This is a genomic window from Brevundimonas sp. PWP3-1b1 (assembly GCF_049896065.1).
Classification (GTDB): domain Bacteria; phylum Pseudomonadota; class Alphaproteobacteria; order Caulobacterales; family Caulobacteraceae; genus Brevundimonas; species Brevundimonas intermedia_B.
The window spans coordinates 421,499-447,751 of sequence record NZ_JAFCTO010000002.1 but is presented as its reverse complement, the minus strand read 5'-3'; the positions used below and the strand labels follow the sequence as shown (position 1 = coordinate 447,751).

Here is a 26,253-nt window from a genome sequence, read left to right as displayed (position 1 = left end):
GGGCCTGAAATTTCAGGATCTCCCGGCCCAATGTTCCAGATCATCGGAATCGTCCTGCTGTTCGGCATGGTGTTCGGCAGCTATCTTCTGCATGGCGGCAAGATGGCCGTCATCCTGTACACCCTGCCCTATGAAATGATGGCGATCCTGGGGGCTGCGGTCGCAGCTTTTCTGATCTCCAACAGCATCCAGGTGATCAAGGGCACGTTGGGCGGCTTGGGCAAGGCCTTCGCCGGGCCGAAATGGAAGAAGCAGGACTATAAAGATCTGCTTTCGCTTCTGTTTCAATTGACCAAGACGATGAAGTCCAAAGGCGTCGTCGCCTTGGAAAGCCACATCGAAAAGCCCAAGGAATCAGCGATTTTCCAGAAATACCCCAAGGTGCTGAAGGACCATTTCGCCGTCGATTTCATCTGTGACACCCTGCGGATGATGACGATGAACCTGGAGGATCCGCACCAGGTTGAGGATGCGATGGAGAAACAGCTCGAGAAGCACCATCACGAAGCCGCCGGACCGCCGCATGCCCTGCAGGGGATGGCCGACGCCCTGCCCGCCCTGGGCATCGTCGCCGCCGTTCTGGGCGTCATCAAGACCATGGGCTCGATCACCGAGCCGCCGGAAGTTCTGGGCGGCATGATCGGCGGGGCCTTGGTCGGCACCTTCCTCGGCGTGTTCATGGCTTATGGCCTCGTCGGCCCCCTGGCGGCGCGCCTTCAGGCCATCGTCGATGAGGAAGCGGCCTACTACAAGATCATCCAGTCGGTGCTGGTGGCCCACCTGCACGGCAACGCCGCCCAGATCTCGGTCGAGATCGGCCGTGGCGACATTCCCTCGTCCGCCCAGCCGTCCTTCGGCGAGATGGAAGAGGCGCTGAACAACATCAAGGCCGACTGAGTCTGCCGAAACGCAGGCCGGCCGCCGCGATGTGACGCCGCCCTGATCGCGCCTTGCCGGATCGTAACTTGCCCTGACGCGCAAGGCGGCCCTATCGTCCCGGTGCAAGGCGTGCAGCCTCGCGCAAGCTTTCGGAGAAGTCCTCATGCGTATCAAAGCCCTCGTCGCCGCATCGGCTGCGGTCCTGGTCCTGGCCGCCTGCGGCAAGGCGACTGAAGAAAAGGCCGAGACCGCCCCCGCGACCGACGCGGTCGAGGCTGCGGGCACCGCCGAGGAAGCGGCCCTAACGGTCGACCAGGCCGCAAAGGACGCCGAGGCCGCCGCCAACCAGGCCATCCAGAACGACACCGCCGGCACCACGGCCCCGGCGGCAACGACGATGCAGGGCGCGGACGCCTCCGCCGCTGCGCCGTCGCCCGCCGCCCCGGCCGAACCGCCGCACGCGCCCGCCGCCCATTAAGGTTCGGTTGCAAGCCGTCGAACAGGCCGCCTCGACCGAGGCGGCCTTTTTCGTCTGTGCGACGAAGGTGCTAGAGCCGGGTCATGATTTCCGATGACGACGCCTCGCCGCAACTGACCTGGACCGAAGAGGGCGAACCGCGCTCGGGCCGGTTCGGCGATGTCTATTTCTCGCGCGACGACGGGCTGGCGGAGACGCGGGCGGTGTTCCTGGACGGATGCGGCCTGCCCGACGCCTGGGCCGGGCGGGACTGTTTCACGGCGGCGGAACTGGGCTTCGGCACAGGGCTGAACATCGCCGCCTTGCTGGACCTGTGGCGCCGGACCCGGCCCGAGGGCGGGCGATTGCATATCTTCTCCATCGAGGGGTTTCCGCTGACGGCGAACGAGGCGGCGCGGGCCCTGGGCGCCTGGCCGGAGTTGGCGCAGGCGACGCAGGCGCTGATCGACAACTGGCCGTCCGCGACGCCGGGTTTTCACCGTGTGGACCTGCCGGGCTTCGACGCCGTGCTGGACCTGGCGGTCGGGGACGCGGCCTGGGCGTTGGAGCAGTGGTCGGGGGCGGCGGACGCCTGGTTCCTGGACGGGTTCTCTCCGGCGCTGAACCCCGGCATGTGGTCGCCGCAGGTGATGGCCCTGATCGCCGCGCGGTCGGCGCCGGGCGCGCGCCTGGCCACCTTCACCGTCGCCGGCGCCGTGCGCCGAGGCCTGGCCGAGCACGGTTTCGTGGTCGATAAACGCCCCGGTCATGGCCGCAAGCGCGAGCGGCTGGAGGCGCATCTGCCCTCGACCTTTGCGTCTGCGCCGGTTCCCAGCATCGCCGTGATCGGCGCCGGCGTGGCGGGGGCGTCGGTGGTGCGCGCCCTGAGGGATCAGGGCGTCAGGGCCGTGGTGTTCGAGGCCGAGCGGCCGGGCGCGGGTGGATCGGGCTTTCCGGCGGCCCTGGTCACGCCGCGCCTGGATGCAGGCGACATCGGTATCGCCGCCCTGCACGCCCAGGCGGTGGAGCGGGCGGGGCATCTGTATGCCGCGACGCCGGACGCCGTGACGGGTAATGGGGTGCTGCAACTGCCTCAGGCGCCGCGCGATGCGGCCCGGTTCGAAAAGATCGCGCGCCAGCCGATCTGGGCGGAGGGCGCGATGGTCGTGCTGGACGAAGACGCCGCTGCGGCCTTGGCGGGCGAGGCGACGGGGCAGGGTGGTCTGTCGATGCGAGGCGCCTGTGCGGTGCGTCCCGCCGCCGTGCTGTCGGACTGGCTGGGCGATGCGGACATGCGCTCGGAGCGGGTGACGAGACTGGAGCGGACCGACGGCCGTTGGCGGCTGATCGGCGAGAGGTCTGCGGTGCTGGCCGAGGTCGATGCGGTCGTGGTCGCCGCTGGCTGGGGATCGGCTGCCTTGCTGGACGGACATGACCCGGCGCCGCGCCTGTCGCCCGTGCGGGGGCAGGCGGACTGGGTCGAAGGTGCGGTCACGACCAACGCGATGGCTTGGGGCGGCTATGCGGTCCCGACCGGCCAGGGCGTCCTCTATGGCGCGACCCATGACCGGGGCGTCACCGACACGGCGCCGCGCGCAGAAGACAGCGAGAGAAACCTGGCGACCTTGCGCGCGCGCTTGCCGGGTTTGGCCACGAAGATCGAGGCGGCGGGACAGGCGCAGAGGCGCGCCGCGATCCGCGCCACCACGCCCGACCGTCTGCCCCTGGCGGGGGCTTTGGACGACGGTCTCTATCTGCTGGGCGGGCTGGGGTCGCGGGGCTTCTGCGTCGCGCCGGTGTTGGCGGAACATGTCGCCGCCCTGATCCTGAACCGACCTTCGCCCCTGCCGCGAGATCTGGCGGCGCGCGTTTCGCCGAACCGGGCGGCGCTCATCCGCAATCCCCTTGCGCCCTCGTCGCCGGCGAGCGAAGTATGAGCCGGGGGCTGTTTCGGGAGCCAAACATGTATCGTCTCATCCTGTCCTCGGCCGCCGTCCTGGCGTTGTCGGCCTGTGCGCCATCGCCCGGCGCGACGACGGCCAGCCGCGTCGACGCCAACCAGTGTTTCCGGCCCAACCTGGTGCGGAACTTCGCCGCCCCCAACGACCAGACCCTGTATGTGCGCACGTCCGGCGCCGACGTGTTCCAGATCGAGACCACCTTCTGCCGCGACATGACCCGCGCCCTGTCGGTCGCGCTGGAGCCGCTCTCTGGATCGAACCTGTGCGTCGGCGATCAGGCGACCTTGCGCAGCCCGGCGACCGGCCCTGAACCTTGCCGCGTCCGCATCGCCAGGAAGCTGACGGCCGAAGAGATCGCGGCCCTGCCGTCGCGGGACCGGCCCTGATCCGAAAAGCTTTGCAGGACCGTCAGGGAGATTGAATTCTTCCGCACACGGGTATGAAATGATCGTCTTGCCTGGGGAGGGAAGAGAATGATCAGAACAATCGGTCTTGCAGCGATGATGGCCACGGCCGCCCTGGCGTCGCCGGTGGCGGCGGAAAGCTGGGCCGCGTTTTCACGCAGCGACGCCACCGTCTATCTCGTCGATCTGGACGGTTTGACGCCGGTGGACGGCGTGGCGACGACGCGGATGGCGCGGGTGCCGGCGCGCGGCGACGCCGCCAACCTGAGCCATGAAACCGAAGAGGTGATGGTGCGGTGTTCGGACGGTCAATCGCGTTCGGGCGCGACCGTGACCTATGGGCCCGATGGCGCGGAAACCGACCGCTATTCCGAGGACACGCCATGGGAGGCGACGCCCAGCGGCGGCATCTACGGCGGGATCAAATCCTTCGCCTGCGAGGAGATGCGGCCTCAGAACACGGCGTTTCCGACGATTGCGGCCTTCATCGCAGGCGGACGCGGCCAGTAGGCCGCGTCCCTCTCGCTCTTGCTTTATCTGGAGCCTGATTCACGGCATCAGCGGGATCGCGAAGCGATCCATTTCAGCCGATCAGGCTCTAGACGTCGACGGCGGCGTCCAGGGCGTTTTCCTGGATGAATTCGCGACGGGGCTCGACCACGTCGCCCATCAGCTTGGCGAACAGGTCGTTGGCGTCTTCCTCGTGCTCGACCGAGACCTGCAGCAGGGTGCGGGCGTTGACGTCCAGCGTCGTCTCCCACAGCTGCTCGGGGTTCATCTCGCCCAGACCCTTGTAGCGCTGGATCGACAGGCCCTTCTTGCCCGCGTCCAGCACCGCGTTCAGCAGGTCCAGAGGCCCGCGAATGGTCGTGGACTTGTCCTTGCGGCGATAGGTGGCCGGCGCGACGAAGACGCCGTCGAACGCCTGGGCGCGTTCGGCCAAGCGACGGGCGTCCAGCGAACGGATCAGGGTCTCTTCCAGCACGATGGTCTCCTGCACCGCGCGACGGGTGCGGGTGAAGACCACGGCGCCCTGTTCGCCGGGCGCGCCCGTCCAGTCGCCGTCGCCCTCTTCGGCATAGAGGTTCAGACGCACGGCGGCGGCGGCCGATGCGGTCGCCATGTCCGAGGTTTCGGCGAACAGGCCGGCGAGCGCCGCCTGTTCGATGGCGAAGGCCGGGGCGCGCTGGCTGAGACGATCGACGCCGGCGCTGAAGCTCTTGGCCTCGCGCACCAGGGATTGCAGGTCCAGGCCCAGGCGACGTTCGCCGGTCGACAGGTCCAACTCGGCCTCTGACGACCCCTCCTCGATCAGGTAGGAGTCCATCTCGGACTGGTCCTTGAGGTAGCGGGACTGCTTGCCCTTGGCGACCTTGTAGAGCGGCGGCTGGGCGATATAGACGTGGCCGCGCGTGATCAGCTCGGGCATTTGCCGATAGAAGAAGGTCAGCAGCAGGGTGCGGATGTGGGCGCCGTCGACGTCGGCGTCCGCCATCAGGATGATCTTGTGATAGCGCAGCTTGTCGGCGTTGAAGTCGTCGCGGCCGATGCCGGTGCCCAGGGCCAGGATCAGCGTCCCGATCAGCTCCGACGACAGCATCCGATCAAAGCGGGCGCGCTCGACGTTCAGGATCTTGCCGCGCAGCGGCAGGACGGCTTGGTTTTCGCGGTTGCGCGCCTGTTTGGCCGAGCCCCCGGCGGAATCGCCCTCGACGATGAACAGTTCGGACTTGGCGGGATCGCGTTCCTGGCAGTCGGCCAGCTTGCCCGGCAGGCTGCTGATCTCCAGCGCCGATTTGCGGCGGGTCAGGTCGCGGGCCTTGCGGGCGGCCTCACGGGCGGAGGCAGCCTCGATGATCTTGGCGACCACCTGTTTGGCCTCGACCGGGTGTTCCTCGAACCATTGCGACAGGCCTTCGGAGCACAGGGCTTCGACGGCGGGGCGCACTTCGGACGAGACCAGCTTGTCCTTGGTCTGGCTGCTGAACTTGGGATCCGGCACCTTGACCGACAGGACGCAGGTCAGGCCTTCGCGAGCGTCCTCGCCCGTGACGGAGACCTTCTCCTTCTTGCCGGCGCCCGAGCTCTCGATATAGCCGCCCATGACGCGCGTCAGGCTGGCGCGGAAGGCCGACAGGTGGGTGCCTCCATCCCGCTGGGGGATGTTGTTGGTGAAGCACAGCATGGTTTCGTGGTAGGAGTCGTTCCACCACAGGGCGAGATCCAGCTCGATCCCTTCCTTCTTGCCGCGAATAACGATGACGTCCTTCAAGATCGGCGTCTTGGATTTGTCGAGGTGGCGCACGAAGGCCTCGACCCCGCCCTCGTAGTGCAGGATCATCTCGACCGGCTCGGCGTGGCGCTGGTCGGCCAGTTTGATGACCACGCCCGAGTTCAGGAAGGCCAGTTCGCGCAGGCGGTGTTCCAGCGTCTTCAGGTCGAAGTCGATGTGGCTGAAGGTGGTGACCGACGGATAGAAGGTGACCTCGGTGCCGCTCAGGGCCTTGCCGGTGTCCTCGCGGATCGGGGCGTCGCCGGTGATCTCCAGCGACTTGACCGTGTCGCCGCGCTCGAACCGCATCTGATGCGCCTTGCCGTCGCGATAGATCTTCAGCTCCAGCCAGTCGGACAGGGCGTTGACCACCGACACGCCCACGCCGTGCAGGCCGCCCGAGACCTTGTAGGAGTTCTGGTCGAACTTACCGCCGGCGTGCAGCTGGGTCATGATGACCTCGGCCGCCGAAACGCCTTCGCCTTCGTGAATTCCGGTGGGAATGCCGCGGCCGTTGTCGGTCACGGTCACCGATCCGTCGGCGTTCAGGATGACCTGGACCAGGTCCGCATGGCCGGCCAGGGCCTCGTCGATGGCGTTGTCCACCACCTCATAGACCATGTGGTGCAGGCCGGAGCCGTCGTCGGTGTCGCCGATATACATGCCGGGACGTTTGCGCACCGCGTCCAGGCCTTTGAGAACCTTGATGGAATCAGCGCCGTATTCGGGCATGTCGGCAATCGGATCGGTCATGAAGTCATTGGCTCTGAAGTCCCGACCGGGACGGGGATGGAGCGCCAAACCCGGCGCTCGAATCGACCACGGGATCGCACCGCATCGAAGCCCGCAACATATAGGAATTTGCGACGAAAAAGCGAGGATTTCCGCGTGAAAACCTAGTCGCTCTCCAGCGCGCCGCCGGTGACGCGGACGAACTGGGCGCGGCCTTCAAGACCCGCGAACAGGTCGCGTTCGGTGCCGGTCATGAAGGCCTGAAGATCCAGAGCCACGATCTCGTCGAACAGGGCGGCGCGGCGGCGTTCGTCGAGGTGGGCGGGGGCTTCGTCCAGCAGCAGGACGGGGCGGGCCGCCCCAGCGACGGCCTGATCCGACAGGCGGGTGATCTGGGCCAGGATCAGGTTCAGGACCAAGGCCTTCTGCTCGCCGGACGACCCCTCGGCGGCGGGGCGCTGTTTCTCGCGGTGGATGGCCGTCAGGTCGGTGCGGTGCGGGCCGAACAGGGAGCGTCCGGCGGCACCATCGCGGGCGCGGGCCTTGGCCAGGCCTTCGCGGATCGCGGCGGCGATCTCGTCTTCCTCCGCGCCCATCTCGGCCATCTGTTCGGCGGGGCCGTCCAGCCCCAGGTCGGCCTGGGGGAAGGGGCGGTCGCGACGGGCGTCGATGGCGGCCTGGAGCGCGTGCAGGGCGGCGACGCGGGCCAGGGCGGCGCGGGCCCCGGCCTCGCCCAGGCGAAGCTCCAGCGCATCCAGCCAGACCGGATCGGCTTCACGTCCGTCCTGCGCATCGTTCAGCAGGCGCAGCCGTTCGCGCAGGGCCTTTTCATATATCGAGACGCTGGCGGCGTGATCGGGATCGGCGGCGAAGACCAGCCGGTCGAAGAACTTCAGCCGCTCGGCCCGGGCGTCGGAGAACAGCCGGTCCTGCTCGGGCGTGGCCCAGACAGGGCGCAGATAGTCGAGCAATCGCCCCGGCTGGGCCGTCTCGCCGTCGATCCGCACGATGCGCCGCGCTGCGCCCGCCATCTGCACGCCGGTGCCCAGCCGGGTCTCGTTGTCCAGTTCGACCATGACGGCCCAGGCGCGGCCGGTCGCCTCGCCGGGCTCGCGGCGACCCATCTCGGCGGCCGTCGCGCCCCGCAGCCCCTTGCCCGGCGTCAGCAGGCTGATCGCCTCCAGCAGATTGGTCTTCCCCGCCCCGTTCGGCCCATGCAGCACCACAGGCCCGGAGGTCATCTCCAGCCTTGCGCTCGCATAGGAGCGGAAATCGGTGAGGGTGAGGGATTGGATCAAATCTATCCGCTCAGCAGATGCCGTGCCGACGGAGCCACCCGTCAAAGGTAGCGCGCAGGTCATGCACCGAACCCTGCCAGCCCATGCCCACCGAAGCATCCAGATCAAGGGACGGCTTGTCCCAGGCGTCTACCGTGGCGACGCCGGGCCGGTAACGCCAGCCGACGTGTTCACGATTATTGTTCGAGTCATGGGCTATGCCGAACGCTTCGACGTCTCGCCAGCGTGTGAAGCGGACCCCCGCCTCGTCCTTGATCGTAAAGCCTGCTGGGGTCAGCACGATGGTCGGCTTGAGAAAAAAGCGGCGTGTCAGAAGGAGGGCGACATATCCGAGCCATAGCGCCATCGCGACATACATCAGTGCGATGAGCCAGAACGACCAATCGCCTGCAAGTCTCGTCCATACCGTCAGCCCCTGGCCACTTGGAGCTGCCATGGCCGTAATCCAGATCGGCAGGGCGAACAGTGCGAAGAAGCAGCACCAGATCAATAGTAGCGGCCCAAGCGCTTTTCGTGTGTCCGCGCGCACCGTCAAAAACATTGGCAGGTCTGTTCCGTCCTGACCGCCGTCAGGATGCGCCGCGCTTCTCTCTTCTTGAAAGACTAGGGGGGCGGAATGGCGCGATCTCCAATCTTCCAGCGACGCACAAACGGCGTCTGGCCCACCTTGCCAGCCGAGGCCGAAATCGCCATCCAGTGTCGTCGCCGCCGAACTCTTTATGCGTTTTTCGCTACGGAGATCGTCACTGTAGTCCCATCCGACCACACCCTCTTGGCCCACCACGGGCGTTTCGACGCGGAACTTCCTCACCCGTTCCCAGAGAAGGAAATGCTTGCGACCGTTGATCCGAAAGCGGACGCCGCGATGACCAGGGGCGATATAATCTCCCCAGAACAGCGACCGTATCGCTTCGCCGCATAGGGCGAGCATCACCAAACCTGGTGCAACGATTATGACCGCGTCGGTAATGGAACTCGTGAAGGAGCGAAGGAATTCTTCGCGACCCTCAAGGCTCGAAAACCAAGCGTAAATGCCGACGTAAGCGCCAAGACCCAAGAACGACATCACGAGCGGAGTCCAAAGTCTCCACCTCGCCTTTTTGATCACCGTTCCGCCATGCCCATGGCTATCAGACACGCAACGGCATCAGCACATATTGAACGCCCGGATCGGCCGGGTCGAGGACCAGGGTCGGCGAAGCCGGGTCGGCGAAGCGGAAGGCGGCGTTCTCGCCGGTGATCTGGCCGGCGACGTCCAGCAGGTAGCGGGCGTTGAAGCCGATCTCGAACGGTTCGTCGGAATAGCCGATCTCGACCTCTTCCTCGGCCTGGCCGGCTTCCATGTTGCGGACGGTCAGCTTCACCCGGTCGTTGTCGAAGGCCAGTTTCACCGAACGGCTCTTTTCGGCCGAGATGGTGGCGACGCGATCGACGGCCTTGGCGAACAGGGCGTTGTCGATGTCGGCCTGTTTGTCGTTGCCCTTGGGAATGACGCGCAGATAGTCGGGGAAGGCGCCGTCGATGACCTTGGACGTCAGGGACGCCTCGCCCATCTGGAAGCGGATCTTCTGGGCCGAGACGGTGACCTCGACCGGGCCGCCCGCGTCGTCCAGCAGGCGGCGGACCTGATCGATGGTCTTGCGCGGCACGATCACGCCAGGGCCGCCGGCCGCGCCCTCGGGCGCCGGGGTCTCGGCCAGGGCCAGGCGGTGGCCGTCGGTGGCGACGGCGCGCAGCAGGGGCACGCCGGCCTCCGACACCGTGTGCAGATAAAGGCCGTTCAGATAGTAGCGGGTTTCCTCGGTCGAGACCGCGAACCGGGTCTTGTCGATCAAGCGGGCCAGGTCCTCCTTGGGCATGACGTAGGAGGCGCCGGCGCTGTCGGTGGACATGACGGGGAAGTCGCCCGCCGGCAGGACCGGCAGGTTGAAGCGTGACCGACCGGCCGAGACGACCAGGCGCGGATCGTCGCCCGAATAGAGCAGCGAGACCTCGGCGCCTTCCGGCAGCTTTCGGACGATTTCATAAAGGGTGTGGGCGGGCGCCGTGATCTGGCCCTCGACCTGAACCTGGGCCTCGGCCTCGTCGACCATCTCCATGTCCAGATCGGTGGCGGCGAAGGCCAGCCGGTCGCGGCCTGCGGACAGCAGGACGTTGGACAGGATCGGAATGGTGTTTCGACGTTCGACGACGCTCTGGACGTGGCCCAAGGCCTTGAGGAGCGCGGATCGTTCGATGGTCAGCTGCATGTCGTCTCGCCCGGCGCGGCCGATTCGCAGATGGCCGCGGTTAAGTGACCTCGGACACTAGCGGATTGCGCGGCGGGAGCAACGGGTCAGACCCGCTGCTCCACAGCTTCAGCCGCGAAGCTTGCGCGTCAGGGCCTCGACGTCGCGGGCGATCTGGTCGTCCTGCGGCATCAGCTCCTCGATCTTGCGCACGCCGTGCAGGACCGTGGTGTGATCACGACCGCCGAAACGCCGACCGATGTCGGGATAGGAGCGGGTCGTGTGCTGCTTGCACAGATACATGGCGATCTGGCGGGGACGGGCGACCGCACGGGTGCGGCGCTCGCTCAGCAGATCGGCCTGTTTCATGTTGAAGTGGTCGGCGACCGTCTTCTGGATTTCGTCCACGGTGATGCGGCGCTCGGGTCCGCCGCGCATGGCGGCGCCCAGCAGGGTCGAGGCCTCGTCCACCGAGACGGAGGACAGGCGCGATCCGGCGGCGGCGGCCAAGGTGTTCACGGCGCCCTCAAGCTCGCGCATCGAGCCGGGGGTGCGATCCACCAGCTGGGCCAGAACCTCGGGATTGGCCTCGCCCTGAACGACGCCCAGGGCCGACAGGGCCTTGAGACGGTTCTGGGCCACGGCGATCTTCAGCTCGCGGTCGCCCGCCTCGACCGGGCAGGTCAGGCCGGCGGCGAGGTGGCTGCGCAGGCGCGGCTCGACCTCGGTCAGGGCCATGGGCGCGCGGTCGGCCGAGAAGACGATGCGTTTGCCGTCCTCGATCAGGGCGGTCAGGGTCGAGAGCAGTTCTTCCTGGGTGCTCGTCTTGCCGCCCACGAACTGGACGTCGTCCAGCAGCAGCATGTCGGCGCTCCGCAAGCTCTCCTTGAAGGCGGCGGTCGAGCGGTCCTGCATCGCCTTGACGAAGGTGGACAGGAAACGTTCGGCGGTCAGATAGACCACCTTGGCCTCGGGCCGCAGGCGCTGGGCCTCCCAGGCGATGGCGTTCAGCAGGTGGGTCTTGCCGTAGCCGTAGGGGCCGCAGAAGAAGACGGGGTTGAAGTGACCGTCGGCCCAACTGGCGACCTGTTTGGCGATGGCCAGGGCGAAGGCGTTGCCCTGACCCTCCACGAAGCTGTCGAAGGTCAGGCGGTCCTGCAGGCCGGCGGCGCGCACGGCGCGTGCGCCGTCCGCGCTTATGGGGGCGGCGGGCGCGATATGGGGCGTCGAGGCGAAGGCGGCCAGGCGAGGCGCGGCGTCGGCCGCATTGCCTGACAACACGGCCGAGGCCGGCGGGGCCGAACCCACTTCGGCGCGGCAGCGCACCTCAAGGCGGCGGTTCAGGCCGTCCAGCCCCAGCCACAGCTCATTCATGCGGCGCAGGGCGTTCTTGCGCACCCAGTCGCGGGCATAGGCGGTGGGGGTGACCAGGATCAGGCCGCCGGTGTTGTCCAGCCGGACCGCCGACGGGGCGATGTAGGACGAGAAGGGGCCGTCGCCGATCTCGGCGCGCAAACGCAGAGAGGCCTCGCTCCAGATGCGGTCCGGGTCCGTCATTCCCGACGCCTTCGTTCCGCCCGCCATCGCCGTTGCGCCCCCAACCATCTTGCCCGCCCAGTCCAAAACCAAATCCGACCTTCCGCAGCTTCAGGGCGATGGTTCAGGGACGACTTCTCCTGCGCCGAAAAGCGATGCTTTTCGGACGGGGTCGAACCTCTGGACAGACATCTCCCGCCAACGCGAAACCAAGTCCCGCGCCGTCTTCATCCGTGCTGGGATGGAAGTGCGTTAGAGGCCAAAACTTACGCTGCGAGCCGGGTGGGTCAACGCTGATTCGTTGGTCGATTCGCAGTTAAATTGTTTGACTCCGTCAAACCCTGATCCTGCTTGGAATTTCCGGCGAACTGCCGCTCGACGAGCACAGATTTCAAAATTGCACCTTAGCGACACAACGCAAAACGCCGAAGGAGCATGCGCTCCTTCGGCGTTGATATTGCTTCATAATCCCACAACGAAACAGCGACAGCTGCTCCGTCCGCGTCGGATTAAATTTGGCTCAGGCGGCCGACAGCTTCTTCAGCTGGGCGGCCAGGCGCGACACCTTGCGAGAGCCGGTGTTCTTGTGAACGACGCCCTTGGAGACTGCGCGCATCAGCTCGGATTGAGCTTCGACGAAAGCGGTCTTGGCGACGGCGGCGTCGCCACCGGCCAGAGCTTCCTGGAACTTGCGCAGATAGGTGCGGACGCGCGAACGGCGCGCCTTGTTCACTTCGGTACGCGCTTCGATCTTGCGGATCGCCTTGCGGGCGCCGGGGTTGTTGGCCATGTCAAACCTTCGAACGGAAAACGCCGCGGAGCACACGTCCACGGCGCGGAAATCTCAAGAGGGCGGGCATATAGCCGAAAGCCCGGGGGTGGTCAACGCGGAGTCTTCCTTGATCGACTCCCTGGTTGGCCGACGGCGAACCCGGACGTCGCCGTCGCCGACGTCTGAGAGACGGCTTTTCGGACGCACCCCGATCAGCTTCAACGCGCCGGACCACCTAATCCGTCGCGACTTTTTTCGCTGTGTTGAAAGGGTGCAACGCTTTCTGTTTCTTCATGAATTGTGTCGTTTTACGGCCATGTTTGTACCGTCCTGCAGGGGGCTGAATTCGTTTCCCGGACCGTCGTTCTATGACCCAAATCGCGCTTATGTTGTTGGCTCTGGCCCCCACGGCCGGCGTCGCCCAGACCACGGCGGCCCAGACCACCGCAGCCGAGACTCCCCAGGAAGAGCCCACGACGGTGCTGCCGGAGATCGAGGTCACGGCCGCGCGTCGCGGCGTGGCCCTGGGCGGGCAGGAGCCGATCGTCTCCTATGACACCGCCCAGATCCAGGCGTTCGGCGCGACCAACATCGGCGAGCTGATCACCCTGCTGGAAGCCCAGACGCGCAGCGCGCGGGGCGGGTCCCCGGTCTTTCTGGTCAATGGACGCCGCATCTCGGGCTTCCGCGAAATCCGCGGCATCCCGCCCGAGGCGATCGAGCGTTTCGACGTCCTGCCGGAGGAGACGGCGCTGTCCTATGGCTACAGCGCCAATCAGCGGGTGGTGAACATCGTCCTGAAGGCGGACTTCAAGTCCCTGACGGCCTCGGTCAACGTCAGCCGCCCCGAACAGGGCGGGCGTACGACCACCTCCAGCGAGAACAACGTCCTTCGCATCGCCGGGGGCGACCGCTGGTCGCTGGACATCAACGGCACGACCGCCAACACCCTGTTCGAGACCGAGCGCGATATCGACCGTAGCGCCACGGCCGGTGGAGCGACCGGTGAAGAGGCGAACGCCTATCGCACCCTACTGCCCAAGACCGACGAGGTTTCGGTAGCCGGAACCTACAAGCACGACCTGAACGACAAGGTCGGAATGACGCTGAGCGGCAGTTTGGAAGACTCCAGCAGCTTCAGCTACCAGGGCCTGCCCAACCTTCTGCTGAACGTGCCGGGGACCAATCCCTTTTCGCCGTCCGGCCAGGACGAGACCGTGTTCAGCTATCTGGACTTGCCCGGCTCCCTGACGCGCAAGACCGACACCCGCACCGCCGAATTGGGCACGGTCTTCGACGGCTATGTCGGCGACTGGCGCTGGACGGCGACGGGGGAATACAGCCGTGTCGAGACCGACACCTCAACCGGGCGGGGCGTGGACGAGATCGCGCTGCAGGCCTTGATCGCGGGCGATCTGACGGTCAATCCCTTCGGCGATCTGACCAGCCGGGCCACGGTCAATCCACGCGACACCGCCAACTCGCTGGCCCAGACGGCGACGGCCGAACTGGTGCTGAACGGCCGGCCGTACGAGCTGCCGGCGGGGGACATCACCTCGACCTTCAAGGTCGGCGCCGGCTATCAGTCGCTGGACTCCGAAAGCGTGCGCTCCGGCGTCGCCGTGGATCGATCGCAGTCGCGCAACTCGGGCAGCGTCCAGGCCAACTTCGACCTGCCGATCTCGAACGTCGATCGCGGCATCCTGCCCAAGATCGGCGACCTGTCGGCCAATGTGAACCTGGCCTATCAGGAACTGTCCGACTTCGGCGGCGTCACCGCCGTCGGCGCGGGCCTGAACTGGTCCCCGGTCGAGCGTCTGTCGCTGTCGGCCAACTATTCCGACGAGGGCAAGGCGCCGACTGTCCAGCAGTTGAACGACCCGACGATATCGACGCCGAACACCCCCGTCTTCGACTTCCGCAACAGCCAGACGGTCGAAATCAACCAGATCACCGGCGGCGACCCCAATCTGAAGGCCGAGGATCGGCGCATCCTGAAGCTGGGCATGAACTGGCAGCCGCTGTCGGCCCAGGATTTCCGGCTGAACCTGGCCTATACCCGCACCGAGGCGGACGACGAGATCTCCAGCTTCCCCGCCATCACCCCGGACCTGGAAGCGGCCCTGCCGGACCGGTTCGTGCGCGACGCCGACGGCAATCTGTTGTCCATCGACGCCCGGCCGCTGAACTTCTTCAAGCGCGAGCAGCAGGACGTGCAATGGGGCTTCAACTTTTCGCGTCCCTTCGGCAAGCCGAACCCCGTTGAGGCCGGCCAGGGAGCGGGTGGGCGTCCCGGCGGTGGTGGGGCAATGGCAGGTGGCGGCCCACGTGGCCCTGGAGGCCCCGGCGGCGGACGGATGCGCGGCTCGCGCGGGCCGGGGATGCAGCCCGGCCAGGGCATGTTCAACCTGTCGCTGACCCACACCTGGCGCGTTCAGGACGAGGTCGTGATCCGCGAGGGTCTGGCGCCGCTGGACCTGCTGGACGGCGACTCGATCTCCGGCTCGGGCGGTCAGTCGCGCCATGAGGTCCAGCTTCAGACCGGCCTGTTCAAGAACGGGCTGGGCGCCTTCGTCAACGCCAACTGGCGCGCGGGCGCCACGGTCAACGGCGATGCGCTCGGTTCGCCCGACCTGGACTTTTCGGGACGGACGACGGTCAATCTGTTCGCCTTCGCCGACCTGACCCAGCGCACGTCCTGGGTCGAACGCTTCCCGTTCCTGAAGGGGACGCGGATCGGGTTCGGGGTTCAGAACATCTTCGACGACCGGATTTCGGTGACCAGCAGCGACGGCGCCACGCCCGTCAACTATCAGCGGGACTATCTGGACCCGCAGGGCCGGGTCTTCCGCATCAACCTGCGCAAGATCCTGTTCTAGACGAAAAGGGCGAAGGATGGGGGCGGGCTGCGGCCCGCCTTACGGCCAGACGGTCGCCAGCGCGATCATCACGACGGCGACGCCGAGCGCCAGGGGGAAGAACAGACGGTCTGACATCGGCCGACTGTTACCGCCGTGCGCCCGGAGCAGCAAGCCGGGCGACGGCTTGATCCCGGTGAGCCTTGACCGACTTCGGAGGGCGTCCTACCCCGAAAGACCGTTTCCCGAAGGACCGACCGAATGCCGCGCCTGATCCTGCTCCGCCATGGCCAGAGCCAGTGGAACCTCGAAAACCGCTTCACCGGCTGGGTCGACGTCGATCTGACCGCGGAGGGCGAGGCCCAGGCGCGTCACGGCGGCGAACTGATCGCCGAGGCCGGGTTCAAGCCGGCGGTCATGTTCACCTCGGTCCTGACGCGCGCCAAACGCACCGGCGCACTGGCCCTGCAGTCGGCGGGCCTGACCGACGTGCCGGTGATCGAGGACTGGCGCCTGAACGAGCGCCACTATGGCGGGCTGACGGGTCTCAACAAGGCCGAGACGGCCGAGAAGCACGGCGAGGACCAGGTCAAGGTCTGGCGCCGCAGCTATGACGTGCCGCCGCCCCCGCTGGCGCCGGGCGGGGAGTTCGATTTCAACGCCGATCCGCGCTACGCTGGAAAGGCCATTCCCGACACCGAAAGCCTGAAGACCACGCTGGATCGGGTCAAACCCTATTGGGACGCCGAGATCGCGCCGCGCCTGAAGGCCGGCGAGAACGTGCTGATCGCCGCCCACGGCAACTCTCTGCGGGCCATCGTCAAACTGCTGTTCGGCGTGCCGGACGACCAGATCGTCGGCGTCGAAATCCCCACGGGCAATCCGCTGGAGATCGATCTGGACGCGGAGCTGAAGCCCACCGCCGCCCGTTATCTCGACGCCGCCCGCGCCGAAGCGCTGCCGACCGCATCATGAGCTGGAGCGCAGCCGACCAGGCCTTCATGGCCCAGGCCATCGCCCTGGCGACCGGGCGAATGGGCGAGACCTGGCCCAATCCGGCGGTCGGCTGCGTCATCGTCAAGGACGGCCGGGTGATCGCCCAGGCCGCCACCGCGCCGGGCGGCCGTCCCCACGCCGAGGAGCAGGCCGTGCCCGCCGCCGGCGCAGAGGTGGTCGGTTCGACCGTCTATGTCACCCTGGAGCCGTGCGGCGCGAGGTCGTCGGGCCGCAAGTCGTGCGCCCACTTCCTGACCGAGGCCGGGGTGGCCCGCGTCGTCATCGCCTGTCTGGACCCGTCGCCGTTCGCCGCCGGCCGCGGCACAGAACGCCTGCGCGCCCAGGGCCTGACCGTCGAGACCGGCCTGATGTGCGATGAAGGCGCCGACCTGTGCGAAGGCTTCCTGCATCGGCTGGAAACCGGCCGACCCATGGTGCGGATCAGCGAGGACGGCGTCGGCTTCGACGGCCGCTTCGTCGCCTCGCCCAAGGCCGATCTGGTCACCGAGCTGAAACGACTGGGCGAGGCCGGTTACACCCGCCTGTGGACCGGCCCCGGCGAGCTCGCCGAGGCGCTCGACGAGCAGGGCCTGCTCACCGTCTGACAACCGCCTGTCGCTCAAGGGTTTCTTAAGTCAGACGGGCGCACTGTGTCGAAATGGCACTGGCGGAACCCATCGTGAGAAAACGCCTGACGCAGGCGGAGCTGGACCTGGTCTGCGCCCGGCATGACCGGCTGTTCCAGGCCCGCCCCGGCGGCGCCCGTGCGGTCTTCGCCTGGATGGACCTGTCGGGCCTCAGCCTTAAGGGCCGCAATCTCGCCGATGCCGATTTCGCCGCCGCCTGCCTCGAAGGCTGCGACCTGACGGGGGCCAAGCTCGACAACGCCAACTTCTTCGGCGCGGACATGCAGGACGCGATCCTGGCCGAGGCCAGCCTGCGTCGCGCGGATCTGCGCGGGGCCTGCCTGCGCGGTGCGGACCTGTCGGGCGCCGACATGTTCGAAGCCGATCTGCGCGAAGGCACCATCGCCGCCGCCGACGCCAAACTGGGCTTCAAGGTCATCGAGCCGCGCCATCGCGAGGAGACTGAGGCCGTGGGCGCCAACCTGTCCGGCGCCAATCTGCAACGCTCCAAGATGTCGGGCGTCATCGCCATGAAGGCCGACTTCTCGGGCGCGGTGATGAAGGACTGCAAGCTGGTCCGGGCCAATCTGAAACAGGCCAACTTCCGCGGCACGGACCTGGCCGGGGCCGATCTGTCCGGTGCGGACCTGTCGGGCGCCGATCTGCGCGACGCCATTCTGGTGGGCTGCAAGATGACGATGTGGCGCGCCGACGGCGCGGACATGCAGGGCGCGCTGACGGACAACAAGTCCGCCTGCGAATCCGTGGACCGGATGCCGGCCGCCGAAATGCTGCGCGAACATGCGCGCTGGTGCGAGACCGGCGGGTCCGAGGGGCAGCCTTCGGTCTTCGACGGCGTCGATCTGCGTCCGCTGAAGTCGATCACGGGCCTGAACCTGACCGCCCTGTCTGCCAAGGGCGCGGTCTTTTACGGCCTGGACATGGAGGGGGTTCAGCTACAGGGCGCCCAGCTCGAAAACGCCGATCTGAGGTCCGCCAAACTGCGACGCGCCGACCTGCGCGGGGCGCGTCTGAAGGGCGCCCGGTTGAACGGCGCGGACATGCGCGAAGCCCAACTGGGGCCGTTGTTGATCACGGCAGATCGCTTGATGCCGGCCGATCTGACAGGGGCAGTGCTGCGCGGCGTGGACTTGTCCGGCGCCGATCTGAAACGTGCGATCTTGGTGGGCGCCGACTTGGGCCGCGCGACGTTGCACGGCGCCCATACCCGTCAAATCGACTTGACCGACGCCAATTTGACGGGCGTGCGCGGCCTGGTCATCGACCAGGCCGCCTGACGCTTTAAGCGAGCGCCTTCAGTTTCTCGACCAGATCGGTCTTTTCCCAGCTGAAGCCGCCGTCCGCATCGGGTTCGCGGCCGAAGTGGCCATAGGCGGCCGAGCGGGCGTAGATCGGCTTGTTCAGTTGCAGATGCTGACGGATCGCACGCGGCGTGGCGCCGCCGATCAGGTCCAGGATCTTGTCTTCCAGGACCGTTTCCGAAATCTTGCCCGTGCCGTGAAGATCGACGTGGATCGACTGGGGCTTGGCTACGCCGATGGCGTAGGAGATCTGGATGGTGCAGCGGTCGGCCAGACCCGCCGCTACCACGTTCTTGGCCAGGTAGCGGCAGGCGTAGGCCGCCGAACGGTCCACCTTGGTCGGGTCCTTGCCCGAGAAGGCGCCGCCGCCGTGGGGCGCCGCGCCGCCGTAGGTGTCGACGATGATCTTGCGGCCGGTCAGGCCGGCGTCGCCATCAGGCCCGCCGATCTCGAAGATGCCGGTCGGATTGATGTGCCAGACGGTATTCTCGTCGGTGAAGCCTTCCGGCAGGACTTCGAGGATAAGAGGTTTCACGAACGCTTCGACCTCGACGGCCTTGCCTGGTGCATGCTGGGTCGAAAGCACGATGGAGGTCGCACGCACAGGCTTGTCGTCTTCGTACAGGATCGTGACCTGGCTCTTGGCGTCCGGCTCCAGCAGGCTGCCACCGGCGTGGCGAACCTCGGCGAGGCGCTTCAGGATGTTGTGGCTGTACTGCAGGGTCGCCGGCATCAGTTCCGGCGTCTCGTTCGACGCATAGCCGAACATGATGCCCTGGTCGCCCGCCCCCTCGTCCTTCTCGTTGGTCGAGTCGACGCCGACGGCGATGTCGGCCGACTGGGCGTGCAGGTAGCAGGCGTACTCCGCCGTCTCCCAGTGGAAGCCGTCCTGCTCATAGCCGATGTCCTTGACCGCGGCGCGGACCAGCGGCTCCAGGCTGTCGATGATGCCTTGGGTGAAGGCTTCGTTCTGTTCCTTCGTGTTGCCCGGCTGGGTGGCGCGGACTTCGCCGGCCAGAACGATGCGCTGGGTCGTGACCAGGGTCTCGCACGCCACGCGCGCCTCGGGATCCTTGGCCAGGAAGGCGTCGACGACCGTGTCGGAGATGCGGTCCGCGACCTTGTCGGGGTGACCTTCGGAAACGCTTTCCGAGGTGAAGAGGAAGGAGGAACGAGCGGCCAAGAGAGGCTCCTGTCTGTGTCAGGCGATCAGACATATAAAGATATGCTTATATGTTCAAGTGATCTGACGTCGGGCGATAAAACGGAAAGTGCTTCGCACGCCGTGCGGATCGGCTGACAGCGTTGGATTTTAGGGTAAACAGGCTGCGGGGGATCGAATGCCTGACAGCCTGACGACGAGAGAAAGCGAATGTGTCCACCTCGCCGGCCAGGGCCTGGAGGACAAGGAGATCGCCGCACGGCTCGGCATTTCGCCCCGCACCGTCGGCAATCACCTGCACCGGGCCTACGCCAAACTGGGCGTATCGGATCGCAAACTGGCGGCGCGTCGGCTGAGTAGCGTCTACTCAGAGGCGTCGATACTCATTCCCAACACCGGCCCCTATCCGCTGAATGATCCCACGTCGGCCGAACAGTCTGACGATGCGGTTTCCGACCGAACGACGTCCTGGCTTCTGCCGGCTCCGCCCCGCGGCGCTCTGGCGAGAGTGGGGGTCATCGTCGCCGGCGCCGCCATCGCCCTGCTGTTCGCCATCGGGATCGTGACGGCGGGCATGGTGGTTCCATCCCTTTTCGACCGGCTCGCTCCCGCTGAAATGCGCTGACAACACGGCTTAACGGGAGATGAGCCAATGAAGAATATGCACGTCGGCGTTCGCGTGGCGCGGCAGGTCAGAACCACCGAACACGCCGTCGATCAGGCGATGATCGAGGTCTGCCGGTTGGTCCAGACGGCGCTGGAAGGTCGGGTCGAGGCCCGTCTGGCAGCGGAAGTCGGTCAGGACGCCCTGGCCAATATGGTGCGCGGTCTCAGCCAGTTGGCCGAGGTTCGCGGCGCGGTCATCGCCAGTCACGGCGAACTGGCCCAGGTCGCCGACGAACACCAGGTCGGCTGGTATATGGACGGCCCTCGCGAGGACAAGGCCGTGCCTCCGACCGGCGTCGCGCCCTTCGCGATCGCCGCCTGATCGCTGCTGCGGGAATGTGGTCGCCGCTGTCCCTGCTGCTTGAGGGGCTGACCTACGCGGTCATGGCGCTTCTGCTATGGAAAGGCCGCACGCCCGAGCGGATCGTCGTCGTCGCCCTGTTCGCGTTGCAATGGGGCACGCCGTTCGTGGACCATCTGTTCATCGGGCATTTCCGATGGGGGGTGGCGTCGCTGTCGTTCGCCATGTTCTGCCTGCTGGTAGGATTGGCGCTGCGATACGACCGCTGGTGGCTGCTTCTGGCGGCCGGCGCCCAGCTTATAGCCGTCTCGACCCATCTGGCAGGCATCGCCGGTTCCGACGCGCTTCTCTGGTCGATCGTATCGACCCGCATGGTCGTCTGGTTCGAGCTGCTGCTCCTCGCTCTCTTCGGCGTATGGGAGGCGCGCGCCGCCCCCTACGCCCATCCCCAATCACGGCCCGCATCCGGTCGCGCGCCACACAAGGTCACAGTCCAATGAACAGCCAAACCGCCAACGGCTTCATGCCCCTGTTCCGCTCGTGGCTTGAGACGGCCAATCTGGCCCAGCAGGTCGGATCGCAATCCCTGTCGGCCAGCGGCGAGAACCTGCTGGTCGAGCTGGACCTGGCGCCGATGGAGGCGGCCGAAACCACCCTGCTGGATCATGCGCCCAGCACGGCGGTCGAAGCAGTCTGCATGATCGAGATCATTCGCCAGAGCTTGGCGGACGCGGGCCGCTCGGATGGCCGCGACATGCGCGCGCTGGCCGCGATTCAATCGTGGCTCGCGGCCACGGCTCTGGACGCGCCCTCGGAACGGCGGGACGAGGTGGAGCAGTTGCTGAAGAGCGTCAGCAACCGCGCCTGATCAGCCGCGCAGGCCCTTGGCCACGGTCAGAAGGGCGTCGCGTTGAGCGGCGTCCTTGATCCCGCGGAAGGCGGCCAGCAGTTCGGCCACCCCGGGGGCGGCCAGCGCAAGCTCGTCGCCTTCGGCCGTTTCCAACTCGCCCAGCAGGGCCGCGCCGGTCGATTTCAGGACCGATGCGATCTGTAGAAGGCGCGCAGCCGAAACGCGATTGACGCCCCGCTCGTACTTCTGAATCTGCTGGAAGGTCACGCCGGCGCCGGCGGCCAACTGCGCCTGAGTGATACGAAGTTCCTCGCGACGCGTGCGGATGCGGCCGCCGATGGCGATGTCTACGGGATCTACTGCGTCGTTCATTTGGGCCTACGGACAGGACTAATGCGGCGCCATGGCCCCAAAACGCCGACGCCGTCAAGCCAAAGCTGCTCCACTAGGGAGTGCTACGTGTGCTGATCAGTGTGAATTCAACCATTGAGACATGTGACGGTGTTCTCGCCGTCGCTTCCGGCGCGAGCCGCGCTCGGAAAAGTGGTGCCGCTTAGGTGACTCGAACACCTGACCCCATCATTACGAATGATGTGCTCTACCGGCTGAGCTAAAGCGGCCCGGTTGCGACGGACGAAGCAGTCCGCGCGAGACGGGGTCTTTATACGGCCGCATCGCGCTTGCCAAGCGCCGCTTTCAAGATCGTGAGCAATGAGGCTTCGTCGGGCGTTTGGGCCACGGCCGGCGTCAGGCCCAGGGTGACCAGCGGGGCGGCGGCGGCGGCGGAAATGCAGGCCGTGACGGCGCGCGACATTCGGGCGATGTCCTGTTCGGTCAGGATCTTCGCCGCGCGGGGGGAGTGGAGCAGGACCGCGTCGAATATCGTGGGTGCGGCGACGGTCGTGGGTCTGGCGCGGTAGACGGTCAGGGGCTGGATCGAGACGTTGCGGGCGCCGGCATTGGCCAGGGCGGCGTCGAAGTCGCCGGCAGGGGTTTCGGCTTGCGGGGCCAGAACGACGCCGTCGTTCAGTTCGGAGGCGATCAGGCGAGCGAGGGCGTGGAGGTCGCCGGAGGCGGAGCGGATGTCGGCGAAACCGGCGTCGCGGGCGGCCTGGGCGGTCGCATCGCCCACGGCGAAGACCGGGCGGTCGCGTTCGCGGGTCAGGGCGGCGAAGGCGGCGACGCCGTTGATGCTGGTGAAGGCCAGGGCGTTGAAGCGGGCCAGGTCGGGGACGGGCGGGGTCAGGTTCTCGATCGCCAGCAGGGGGGCGATAATCGGCTCGAACCCCATGTCTCGCAGGCGTGCGGCGGTGCGAGAGGCGCCGGGTTCTGCGCGCGTGATCCAGATGCGGGCGGGCTTGGCTTCAGCGACGGGGGCAGTCATCCGTCCAGGGTCGCGGGATCGACCACCTGATCGCCGGCGGAGGCGTGGACCTCGCCGCCCAGCCGCTGGCCCAGGGCGCGGGCGTCGGCTTCGGTCGGTTGAGGCAGGTCGCCGACACGGCGCCAGCGGGCCGAACCGTCGGGGCTGAGCATTTCCGTGGTCAGGTGCAGCGCATCGTTGGCGATCACGGCGTAGGCGCCGACGGCGGTGCGGCACGACCCCTCCAGCGCCATCATGGCCCCGCGCTCGGCGGCGACGGCGATGGCGGTCTGGGGGTGGTTCAGGGCGGCGACCCAGGGCGCGTCGATGTCGGCGGCGCGGGTCTGGATGGCCAGGGCGCCCTGGCCCGGCGCGGGCAGAAAAGCGTCTAGCGACAGTTTCTCGCGAATGTGTTCGGTGACGCCCAGGCGGGTCATGCCGGAGACGGCCAGCAATATGGCGTCGAAATCGCCCTCGGCCGCGCGGCGCAGTCGGGTGTCGATGTTGCCCCGCAGCATCTCGACCTTCAGGTCGGGCCGCAGGGCCAGGGCCTGGGCCTGGCGACGCAGGCTGGCGGTGCCCAGGCGGGCGCCGAAGGGCAGGGCGTCGAAACTGTCGAAGTCGCGGCTGATGAAGGCGTCGCGGGCGTCCTCGCGTGCGGGAATGGCGGCGATGCACAGGCCGTCGGGCTGTTCGGCGGGGACGTCCTTCATCGAATGGATGGCGATGTCGATCCGGCCGGCCAGCAGCGCCTCCTCGATCTCCTTGGTGAACAGGGCCTTGCCGCCGACATCCAGCAGGCGGCGGTCCTGAATGCGGTCGCCGGTGGTGACGATCTCAACCAGGGGAATGGCGGTCTCGATTTCGGCCTCGGGCACGTTCAGGGCGCGGCCGATGGCGCGTTGCATCATGCCGGACTGGGCCAGAGCCAGCTTGGAGCGCCGGGTGCCGATGCGGAGAGGAAAGGTCATGAGCGTTGCGCACCGGTCGCCGGGTCGCTACCTCGACCCGATGGAGAGTTCCGCCGACTATAGCAGCCGCGCCCATGCGGCAACTGGACGGGATGTCCCCCCTCGCCCCGGTCATGCGCTGACGGTGCTGGGCCTGGAGACCAGCTGCGACGAGACCGCGGCCTCGGTCGTGCGCCTGCACCCTTCTGAAATGGGCGGCCGGGCCGAGGTCCTGTCCTCGGTCGTTCACAGCCAGATCGACGACCATGCGGCCTATGGCGGCGTGGTGCCCGAGATCGCGGCGCGCAGCCATGTCGAGATGATCGCCGAGGTCACGCGCCGCGCGATGGCCGAGGCGGACATGGGCTATGACGGGCTGGACGCGATCGCGGCGACGGCCGGGCCGGGTCTGGTCGGCGGGGTCATGGTGGGCTTGAGCTTCGGCAAGGCGGCGGCCCTGGCGCGCGGCCTGCCCCTTGTGGCGGTCAACCATCTGGAAGGCCATGCGGTGTCGGCACGGCTGGGGGCGGAGGTCGCCTATCCCTTTCTGCTGCTGCTGGTGTCGGGCGGCCATTGTCAGCTGCTGGAGGTGCGCGGCATCGGCGACATGAGCCGGATCGGCGCAACCATCGACGACGCGGCGGGCGAGGCCTTCGACAAGATCGCAAAGGCCCTGGGCCTGGGTTATCCGGGCGGGCCGGCGCTGGAGCGGCTTGCGGCGCAGGGCGATGGATCCAAGATCGATCTTCCGCGCGCTCTGCTGGGCCGCAAGGACTGCGACTTCTCCTTCTCGGGCCTGAAGACGGCGGCCTTCCGCATCGCCCAGACGTGCGAGACGGACCAGGACAAGGCGGACCTGGCCGACGCAGTTCAGAACGCCATCGCGCGACAGCTGTCGGATCGGTCCGAGCGGGCGCTGGCGGCCTATGCCGAGACGCATGACCACCGACTTTTTGTGGTGGCGGGCGGGGTCGCCGCCAACAAGACCATCCGCGCGACGCTGGAGGCCACGGCGACCCGGCACGGCTTCGACTTCCTGGCGCCGCCCATGGCCTATTGCACCGACAATGCGGCGATGATCGCCTTGGCGGGGGCTGAGAGGCTAGCCCTGGGGCTGACCAGCGACATCGACGTGGTCGCACGGCCACGATGGCCGCTGGACGAAGCGCGCGCCCTGTCCGATCCTTCGCACAAGCCCGGCCGCAAGGGCGCAAAGGCGTGAACGATAAAGAAGCCTCGGGAGGGCGTATGGAATTCCGCACGGCAGGGGTCATCGGCGCGGGCGCCTGGGGCACGGCCCTGGCGCAGGTCTGCGTCCGGGCAGGGCTCGACACGACGCTGCAGGCGCGCGAGCAGAAGCTGGTCGAGACCTTGCGGGCGACGCGGGCCAACGACCTGTATCTGCCCGGCGTGCCGTTGGCGGACGAACTGAAGTTCACGGCGGACCTGGCGGACCTAGCCGACTGCGACGTGATCCTGGCCGTGCCCCCGGCCCAGCATATGCGCGCCACCCTGACGGCCTTTGCGCCCCATCACCGCGCCGGCGTGCCGGTGGTGCTGTGCTCCAAGGGGGTCGAGCGCGGCACGATGAAGTTGATGACCGAGGTGCTGGCCGAGACCCTGCCGGACGCGCCCGCCGCCGTCCTGTCCGGCCCCAGTTTCGCGGGCGAGGTGTCGCGCGGCCTGCCCACCGCCGTCACCCTGGCCTGCGCCGATGCGGCGCTGGGCCAGGCCCTGCTGAACACCCTGTCGGCGCCGGGTTTCCGGCCCTATCTGGCGACCGATCTGGTGGGCGCCGAGGCGGGCGGGGCGTTGAAGAATGTGCTGGCCATCGCCTGCGGCATTTCCGAGGGCCGCCAACTGGGCCGCAGCGCCCATGCCGCCCTGATCACGCGCGGCTTTGCGGAAATGACCCGTCTCGCCGTCGCTATGGGCGGTCAGGCCGAGACGGTGGCGGGCCTGTGCGGTCTGGGCGACCTGGTCCTGACCTGCTCCAGCCCGCAGTCGCGCAACATGAGCCTGGGCTTGGCCCTGGGCCAGGGGCAGACGGTGGAACAGGCCCTGGCCGGCAAACGGTCGGTGGCCGAGGGTTACGAGAGCGCGCCCGCCGTGCGCGAACTGGCCGCGCGCCTGGGCGTGGAAATCCCGATATCCGAAGGCGTCGCCGCCCTGCTGGCCGGCGAGATCGACGTGGACGGCCTGATCGACGGCCTGTTGTCGCGTCCGCTGAAGGCCGAGCGTGTCTGAGGAAGCCCCGGTCGAGCGCAAGCGGGTCTGGAAGACGCCGCCCGGCGTGGCCCTGTGCGCCGAGGGCGACATCGCCGACCCCGGCTCGCGCGGTTTCGTGCTTCAGATCGGCGAGGCCTTCTTCCACGGCTTCGTGGTGCGCAAGGACGGCCAGGTCGCCGGCTGGGTCGACCGCTGCCCCCATGCGGGCTTTCCCATCGCCATGGAGATCGACCGCTATCTGACGCCCGACGGCTCGCTGATCCTGTGCGGCTGGCACGGGGCCGTGTTCGAGCCGCTGACGGGCGAATGCAAGGGCGGCCCCTGCGCGGGCGGGCGGCTGACGCCCTGGCCCGTGACGGCGACGGGCGGGATCGTCAGGACGGCCTGAGGC

26 protein-coding genes and 1 tRNA gene are annotated in these 26,253 nt (G+C 67.4%); 16 read left to right on the top strand and 11 right to left on the bottom strand.

Features of this window, described 5'->3' with window-relative positions; genetic code table 11:
* Nucleotides 1-30 precede the first annotated feature (30 nt).
* The 5 genes from motA (at nt 31) to ACP69V_RS14060 (ending at nt 4,211) form a co-directional block, all read left to right on the top strand.
* Nucleotides 31-897: a flagellar motor stator protein MotA gene (gene motA, locus ACP69V_RS14080; RefSeq protein ID WP_426024421.1), complete on the top strand. Its 867-nt coding sequence runs from the start codon at nt 31-33 to the stop codon at nt 895-897.
* Between the two features lie 145 nt (nt 898-1,042).
* Nucleotides 1,043-1,357, top strand: a complete 315-nt coding sequence (locus ACP69V_RS14075; protein WP_426024420.1) for a hypothetical protein — start codon at nt 1,043-1,045, stop codon at nt 1,355-1,357.
* Nucleotides 1,358-1,440: 83 nt separating this feature from the next.
* Complete coding sequence (gene mnmD, locus ACP69V_RS14070) at nt 1,441-3,273, top strand: tRNA (5-methylaminomethyl-2-thiouridine)(34)-methyltransferase MnmD (RefSeq protein ID WP_426024419.1); 1,833 nt, start codon at nt 1,441-1,443, stop codon at nt 3,271-3,273.
* Between the two features lie 26 nt (nt 3,274-3,299).
* The gene (locus tag ACP69V_RS14065) at nt 3,300-3,683 is read left to right on the top strand and encodes a DUF6491 family protein (protein ID WP_426024418.1); all 384 of its coding nucleotides are present in this window, start codon (nt 3,300-3,302) and stop codon (nt 3,681-3,683) included.
* Between the two features lie 87 nt (nt 3,684-3,770).
* Nucleotides 3,771-4,211 carry a hypothetical protein gene (locus ACP69V_RS14060; RefSeq protein WP_426024417.1) on the top strand — a complete coding sequence of 147 codons (441 nt, stop codon included), beginning with the start codon at nt 3,771-3,773 and terminating at the stop codon, nt 4,209-4,211.
* A gap of 88 nt (nt 4,212-4,299) precedes the next feature.
* Here ACP69V_RS14060 and gyrB read toward each other — a convergent pair whose 3' ends face one another.
* The 6 genes from gyrB to rpsT form a co-directional block, all read right to left on the bottom strand.
* The gene (gene gyrB / locus ACP69V_RS14055; protein WP_426024416.1) at nt 4,300-6,726 is read right to left on the bottom strand and encodes a DNA topoisomerase (ATP-hydrolyzing) subunit B; all 2,427 of its coding nucleotides are present in this window, start codon (nt 6,724-6,726) and stop codon (nt 4,300-4,302) included.
* Between the two features lie 143 nt (nt 6,727-6,869).
* Nucleotides 6,870-8,003 carry a DNA replication/repair protein RecF gene (gene recF / locus ACP69V_RS14050; protein ID WP_426024415.1) on the bottom strand — a complete coding sequence of 378 codons (1,134 nt, stop codon included), beginning with the start codon at nt 8,001-8,003 and terminating at the stop codon, nt 6,870-6,872.
* Between the two features lie 10 nt (nt 8,004-8,013).
* Nucleotides 8,014-9,072 carry a hypothetical protein gene (locus ACP69V_RS14045; RefSeq protein WP_426024414.1) on the bottom strand — a complete coding sequence of 353 codons (1,059 nt, stop codon included), beginning with the start codon at nt 9,070-9,072 and terminating at the stop codon, nt 8,014-8,016.
* 61 nt (nt 9,073-9,133) lie between these two features.
* Nucleotides 9,134-10,252 (bottom strand): DNA polymerase III subunit beta, encoded by a 1,119-nt coding sequence (gene dnaN / locus ACP69V_RS14040; protein ID WP_346494456.1) that lies wholly within the window; start codon nt 10,250-10,252, stop codon nt 9,134-9,136.
* A gap of 108 nt (nt 10,253-10,360) precedes the next feature.
* Nucleotides 10,361-11,836, bottom strand: coding sequence for a chromosomal replication initiator protein DnaA (gene dnaA, locus ACP69V_RS14035; RefSeq protein ID WP_426024413.1), 1,476 nt, complete (start codon nt 11,834-11,836; stop codon nt 10,361-10,363).
* Nucleotides 11,837-12,287: 451 nt separating this feature from the next.
* Nucleotides 12,288-12,557, bottom strand: coding sequence for a 30S ribosomal protein S20 (rpsT, locus tag ACP69V_RS14030; protein WP_135194610.1), 270 nt, complete (start codon nt 12,555-12,557; stop codon nt 12,288-12,290).
* A gap of 350 nt (nt 12,558-12,907) precedes the next feature.
* Between rpsT and ACP69V_RS14025 the strand changes: the two genes are divergently transcribed.
* From ACP69V_RS14025 to ACP69V_RS14010, 4 genes are all read left to right on the top strand, one after another.
* The gene (locus tag ACP69V_RS14025) at nt 12,908-15,418 is read left to right on the top strand and encodes a TonB-dependent receptor plug domain-containing protein (RefSeq protein ID WP_426024412.1); all 2,511 of its coding nucleotides are present in this window, start codon (nt 12,908-12,910) and stop codon (nt 15,416-15,418) included.
* Nucleotides 15,419-15,658: 240 nt separating this feature from the next.
* Nucleotides 15,659-16,372 carry a 2,3-diphosphoglycerate-dependent phosphoglycerate mutase gene (gene gpmA, locus ACP69V_RS14020; protein ID WP_426024411.1) on the top strand — a complete coding sequence of 238 codons (714 nt, stop codon included), beginning with the start codon at nt 15,659-15,661 and terminating at the stop codon, nt 16,370-16,372.
* Nucleotides 16,369-16,998 (top strand): bifunctional diaminohydroxyphosphoribosylaminopyrimidine deaminase/5-amino-6-(5-phosphoribosylamino)uracil reductase RibD, encoded by a 630-nt coding sequence (locus ACP69V_RS14015; RefSeq protein WP_426024410.1) that lies wholly within the window; start codon nt 16,369-16,371, stop codon nt 16,996-16,998. Before gpmA ends, ACP69V_RS14015 begins: the two co-directional genes overlap by 4 nt.
* A 53-nt stretch (nt 16,999-17,051) precedes the next feature.
* A complete protein-coding gene (locus ACP69V_RS14010) occupies nt 17,052-18,317 on the top strand; it encodes a pentapeptide repeat-containing protein (protein ID WP_426024409.1) in 1,266 nt (421 codons plus the stop codon).
* A 4-nt stretch (nt 18,318-18,321) separates the two neighbouring features.
* Here the strand turns inward: ACP69V_RS14010 and metK are convergent, their stop codons facing one another.
* Nucleotides 18,322-19,524, bottom strand: a complete 1,203-nt coding sequence (metK, locus tag ACP69V_RS14005) for a methionine adenosyltransferase (RefSeq protein ID WP_426024408.1) — start codon at nt 19,522-19,524, stop codon at nt 18,322-18,324.
* Nucleotides 19,525-19,681: 157 nt separating this feature from the next.
* Here metK and ACP69V_RS14000 point away from each other — a divergent pair, with 157 nt between their 5' ends.
* The 4 genes from ACP69V_RS14000 to ACP69V_RS13985 are packed head-to-tail and all read left to right on the top strand — an operon-like array spanning nt 19,682 to nt 21,338.
* Nucleotides 19,682-20,128 carry a helix-turn-helix domain-containing protein gene (locus tag ACP69V_RS14000; RefSeq protein WP_426024407.1) on the top strand — a complete coding sequence of 149 codons (447 nt, stop codon included), beginning with the start codon at nt 19,682-19,684 and terminating at the stop codon, nt 20,126-20,128.
* Between the two features lie 27 nt (nt 20,129-20,155).
* Nucleotides 20,156-20,491 (top strand): hypothetical protein, encoded by a 336-nt coding sequence (locus ACP69V_RS13995; RefSeq protein ID WP_426024406.1) that lies wholly within the window; start codon nt 20,156-20,158, stop codon nt 20,489-20,491.
* A gap of 14 nt (nt 20,492-20,505) precedes the next feature.
* Nucleotides 20,506-20,970, top strand: coding sequence for a hypothetical protein (locus tag ACP69V_RS13990; RefSeq protein WP_426024405.1), 465 nt, complete (start codon nt 20,506-20,508; stop codon nt 20,968-20,970).
* Nucleotides 20,967-21,338, top strand: coding sequence for a hypothetical protein (locus tag ACP69V_RS13985; RefSeq protein WP_426024404.1), 372 nt, complete (start codon nt 20,967-20,969; stop codon nt 21,336-21,338). The genes ACP69V_RS13990 and ACP69V_RS13985 overlap by 4 nt, the downstream gene beginning before the upstream one ends.
* On the opposite strand, the gene ACP69V_RS13980 is transcribed toward ACP69V_RS13985, so the two are convergent.
* From ACP69V_RS13980 to hemC, 4 genes are all read right to left on the bottom strand, one after another.
* A complete protein-coding gene (locus tag ACP69V_RS13980) occupies nt 21,339-21,692 on the bottom strand; it encodes a helix-turn-helix domain-containing protein (RefSeq protein ID WP_039246365.1) in 354 nt (117 codons plus the stop codon).
* A gap of 172 nt (nt 21,693-21,864) precedes the next feature.
* Nucleotides 21,865-21,940, bottom strand: a tRNA-Thr gene (locus ACP69V_RS13975).
* A gap of 41 nt (nt 21,941-21,981) precedes the next feature.
* Entirely contained in the window at nt 21,982-22,704 is a 723-nt protein-coding gene (locus tag ACP69V_RS13970; protein WP_426024403.1) for a uroporphyrinogen-III synthase, read from the bottom strand.
* Nucleotides 22,701-23,654: a hydroxymethylbilane synthase gene (hemC, locus tag ACP69V_RS13965; RefSeq protein ID WP_426024402.1), complete on the bottom strand. Its 954-nt coding sequence runs from the start codon at nt 23,652-23,654 to the stop codon at nt 22,701-22,703. The genes ACP69V_RS13970 and hemC overlap by 4 nt, the downstream gene beginning before the upstream one ends.
* Here hemC and tsaD point away from each other — a divergent pair.
* The 3 genes from tsaD to ACP69V_RS13950 are packed head-to-tail and all read left to right on the top strand — an operon-like array spanning nt 23,653 to nt 26,250.
* Nucleotides 23,653-24,855: a tRNA (adenosine(37)-N6)-threonylcarbamoyltransferase complex transferase subunit TsaD gene (gene tsaD, locus ACP69V_RS13960; RefSeq protein ID WP_426024401.1), complete on the top strand. Its 1,203-nt coding sequence runs from the start codon at nt 23,653-23,655 to the stop codon at nt 24,853-24,855. The genes hemC and tsaD overlap by 2 nt on opposite strands.
* 26 nt (nt 24,856-24,881) lie before the next feature.
* Nucleotides 24,882-25,880: an NAD(P)H-dependent glycerol-3-phosphate dehydrogenase gene (locus ACP69V_RS13955; protein ID WP_426024400.1), complete on the top strand. Its 999-nt coding sequence runs from the start codon at nt 24,882-24,884 to the stop codon at nt 25,878-25,880.
* Nucleotides 25,873-26,250, top strand: a complete 378-nt coding sequence (locus ACP69V_RS13950) for a Rieske (2Fe-2S) protein (protein WP_426024399.1) — start codon at nt 25,873-25,875, stop codon at nt 26,248-26,250. The genes ACP69V_RS13955 and ACP69V_RS13950 overlap by 8 nt, the downstream gene beginning before the upstream one ends.
* Nucleotides 26,251-26,253: the final 3 nt, after the last annotated feature.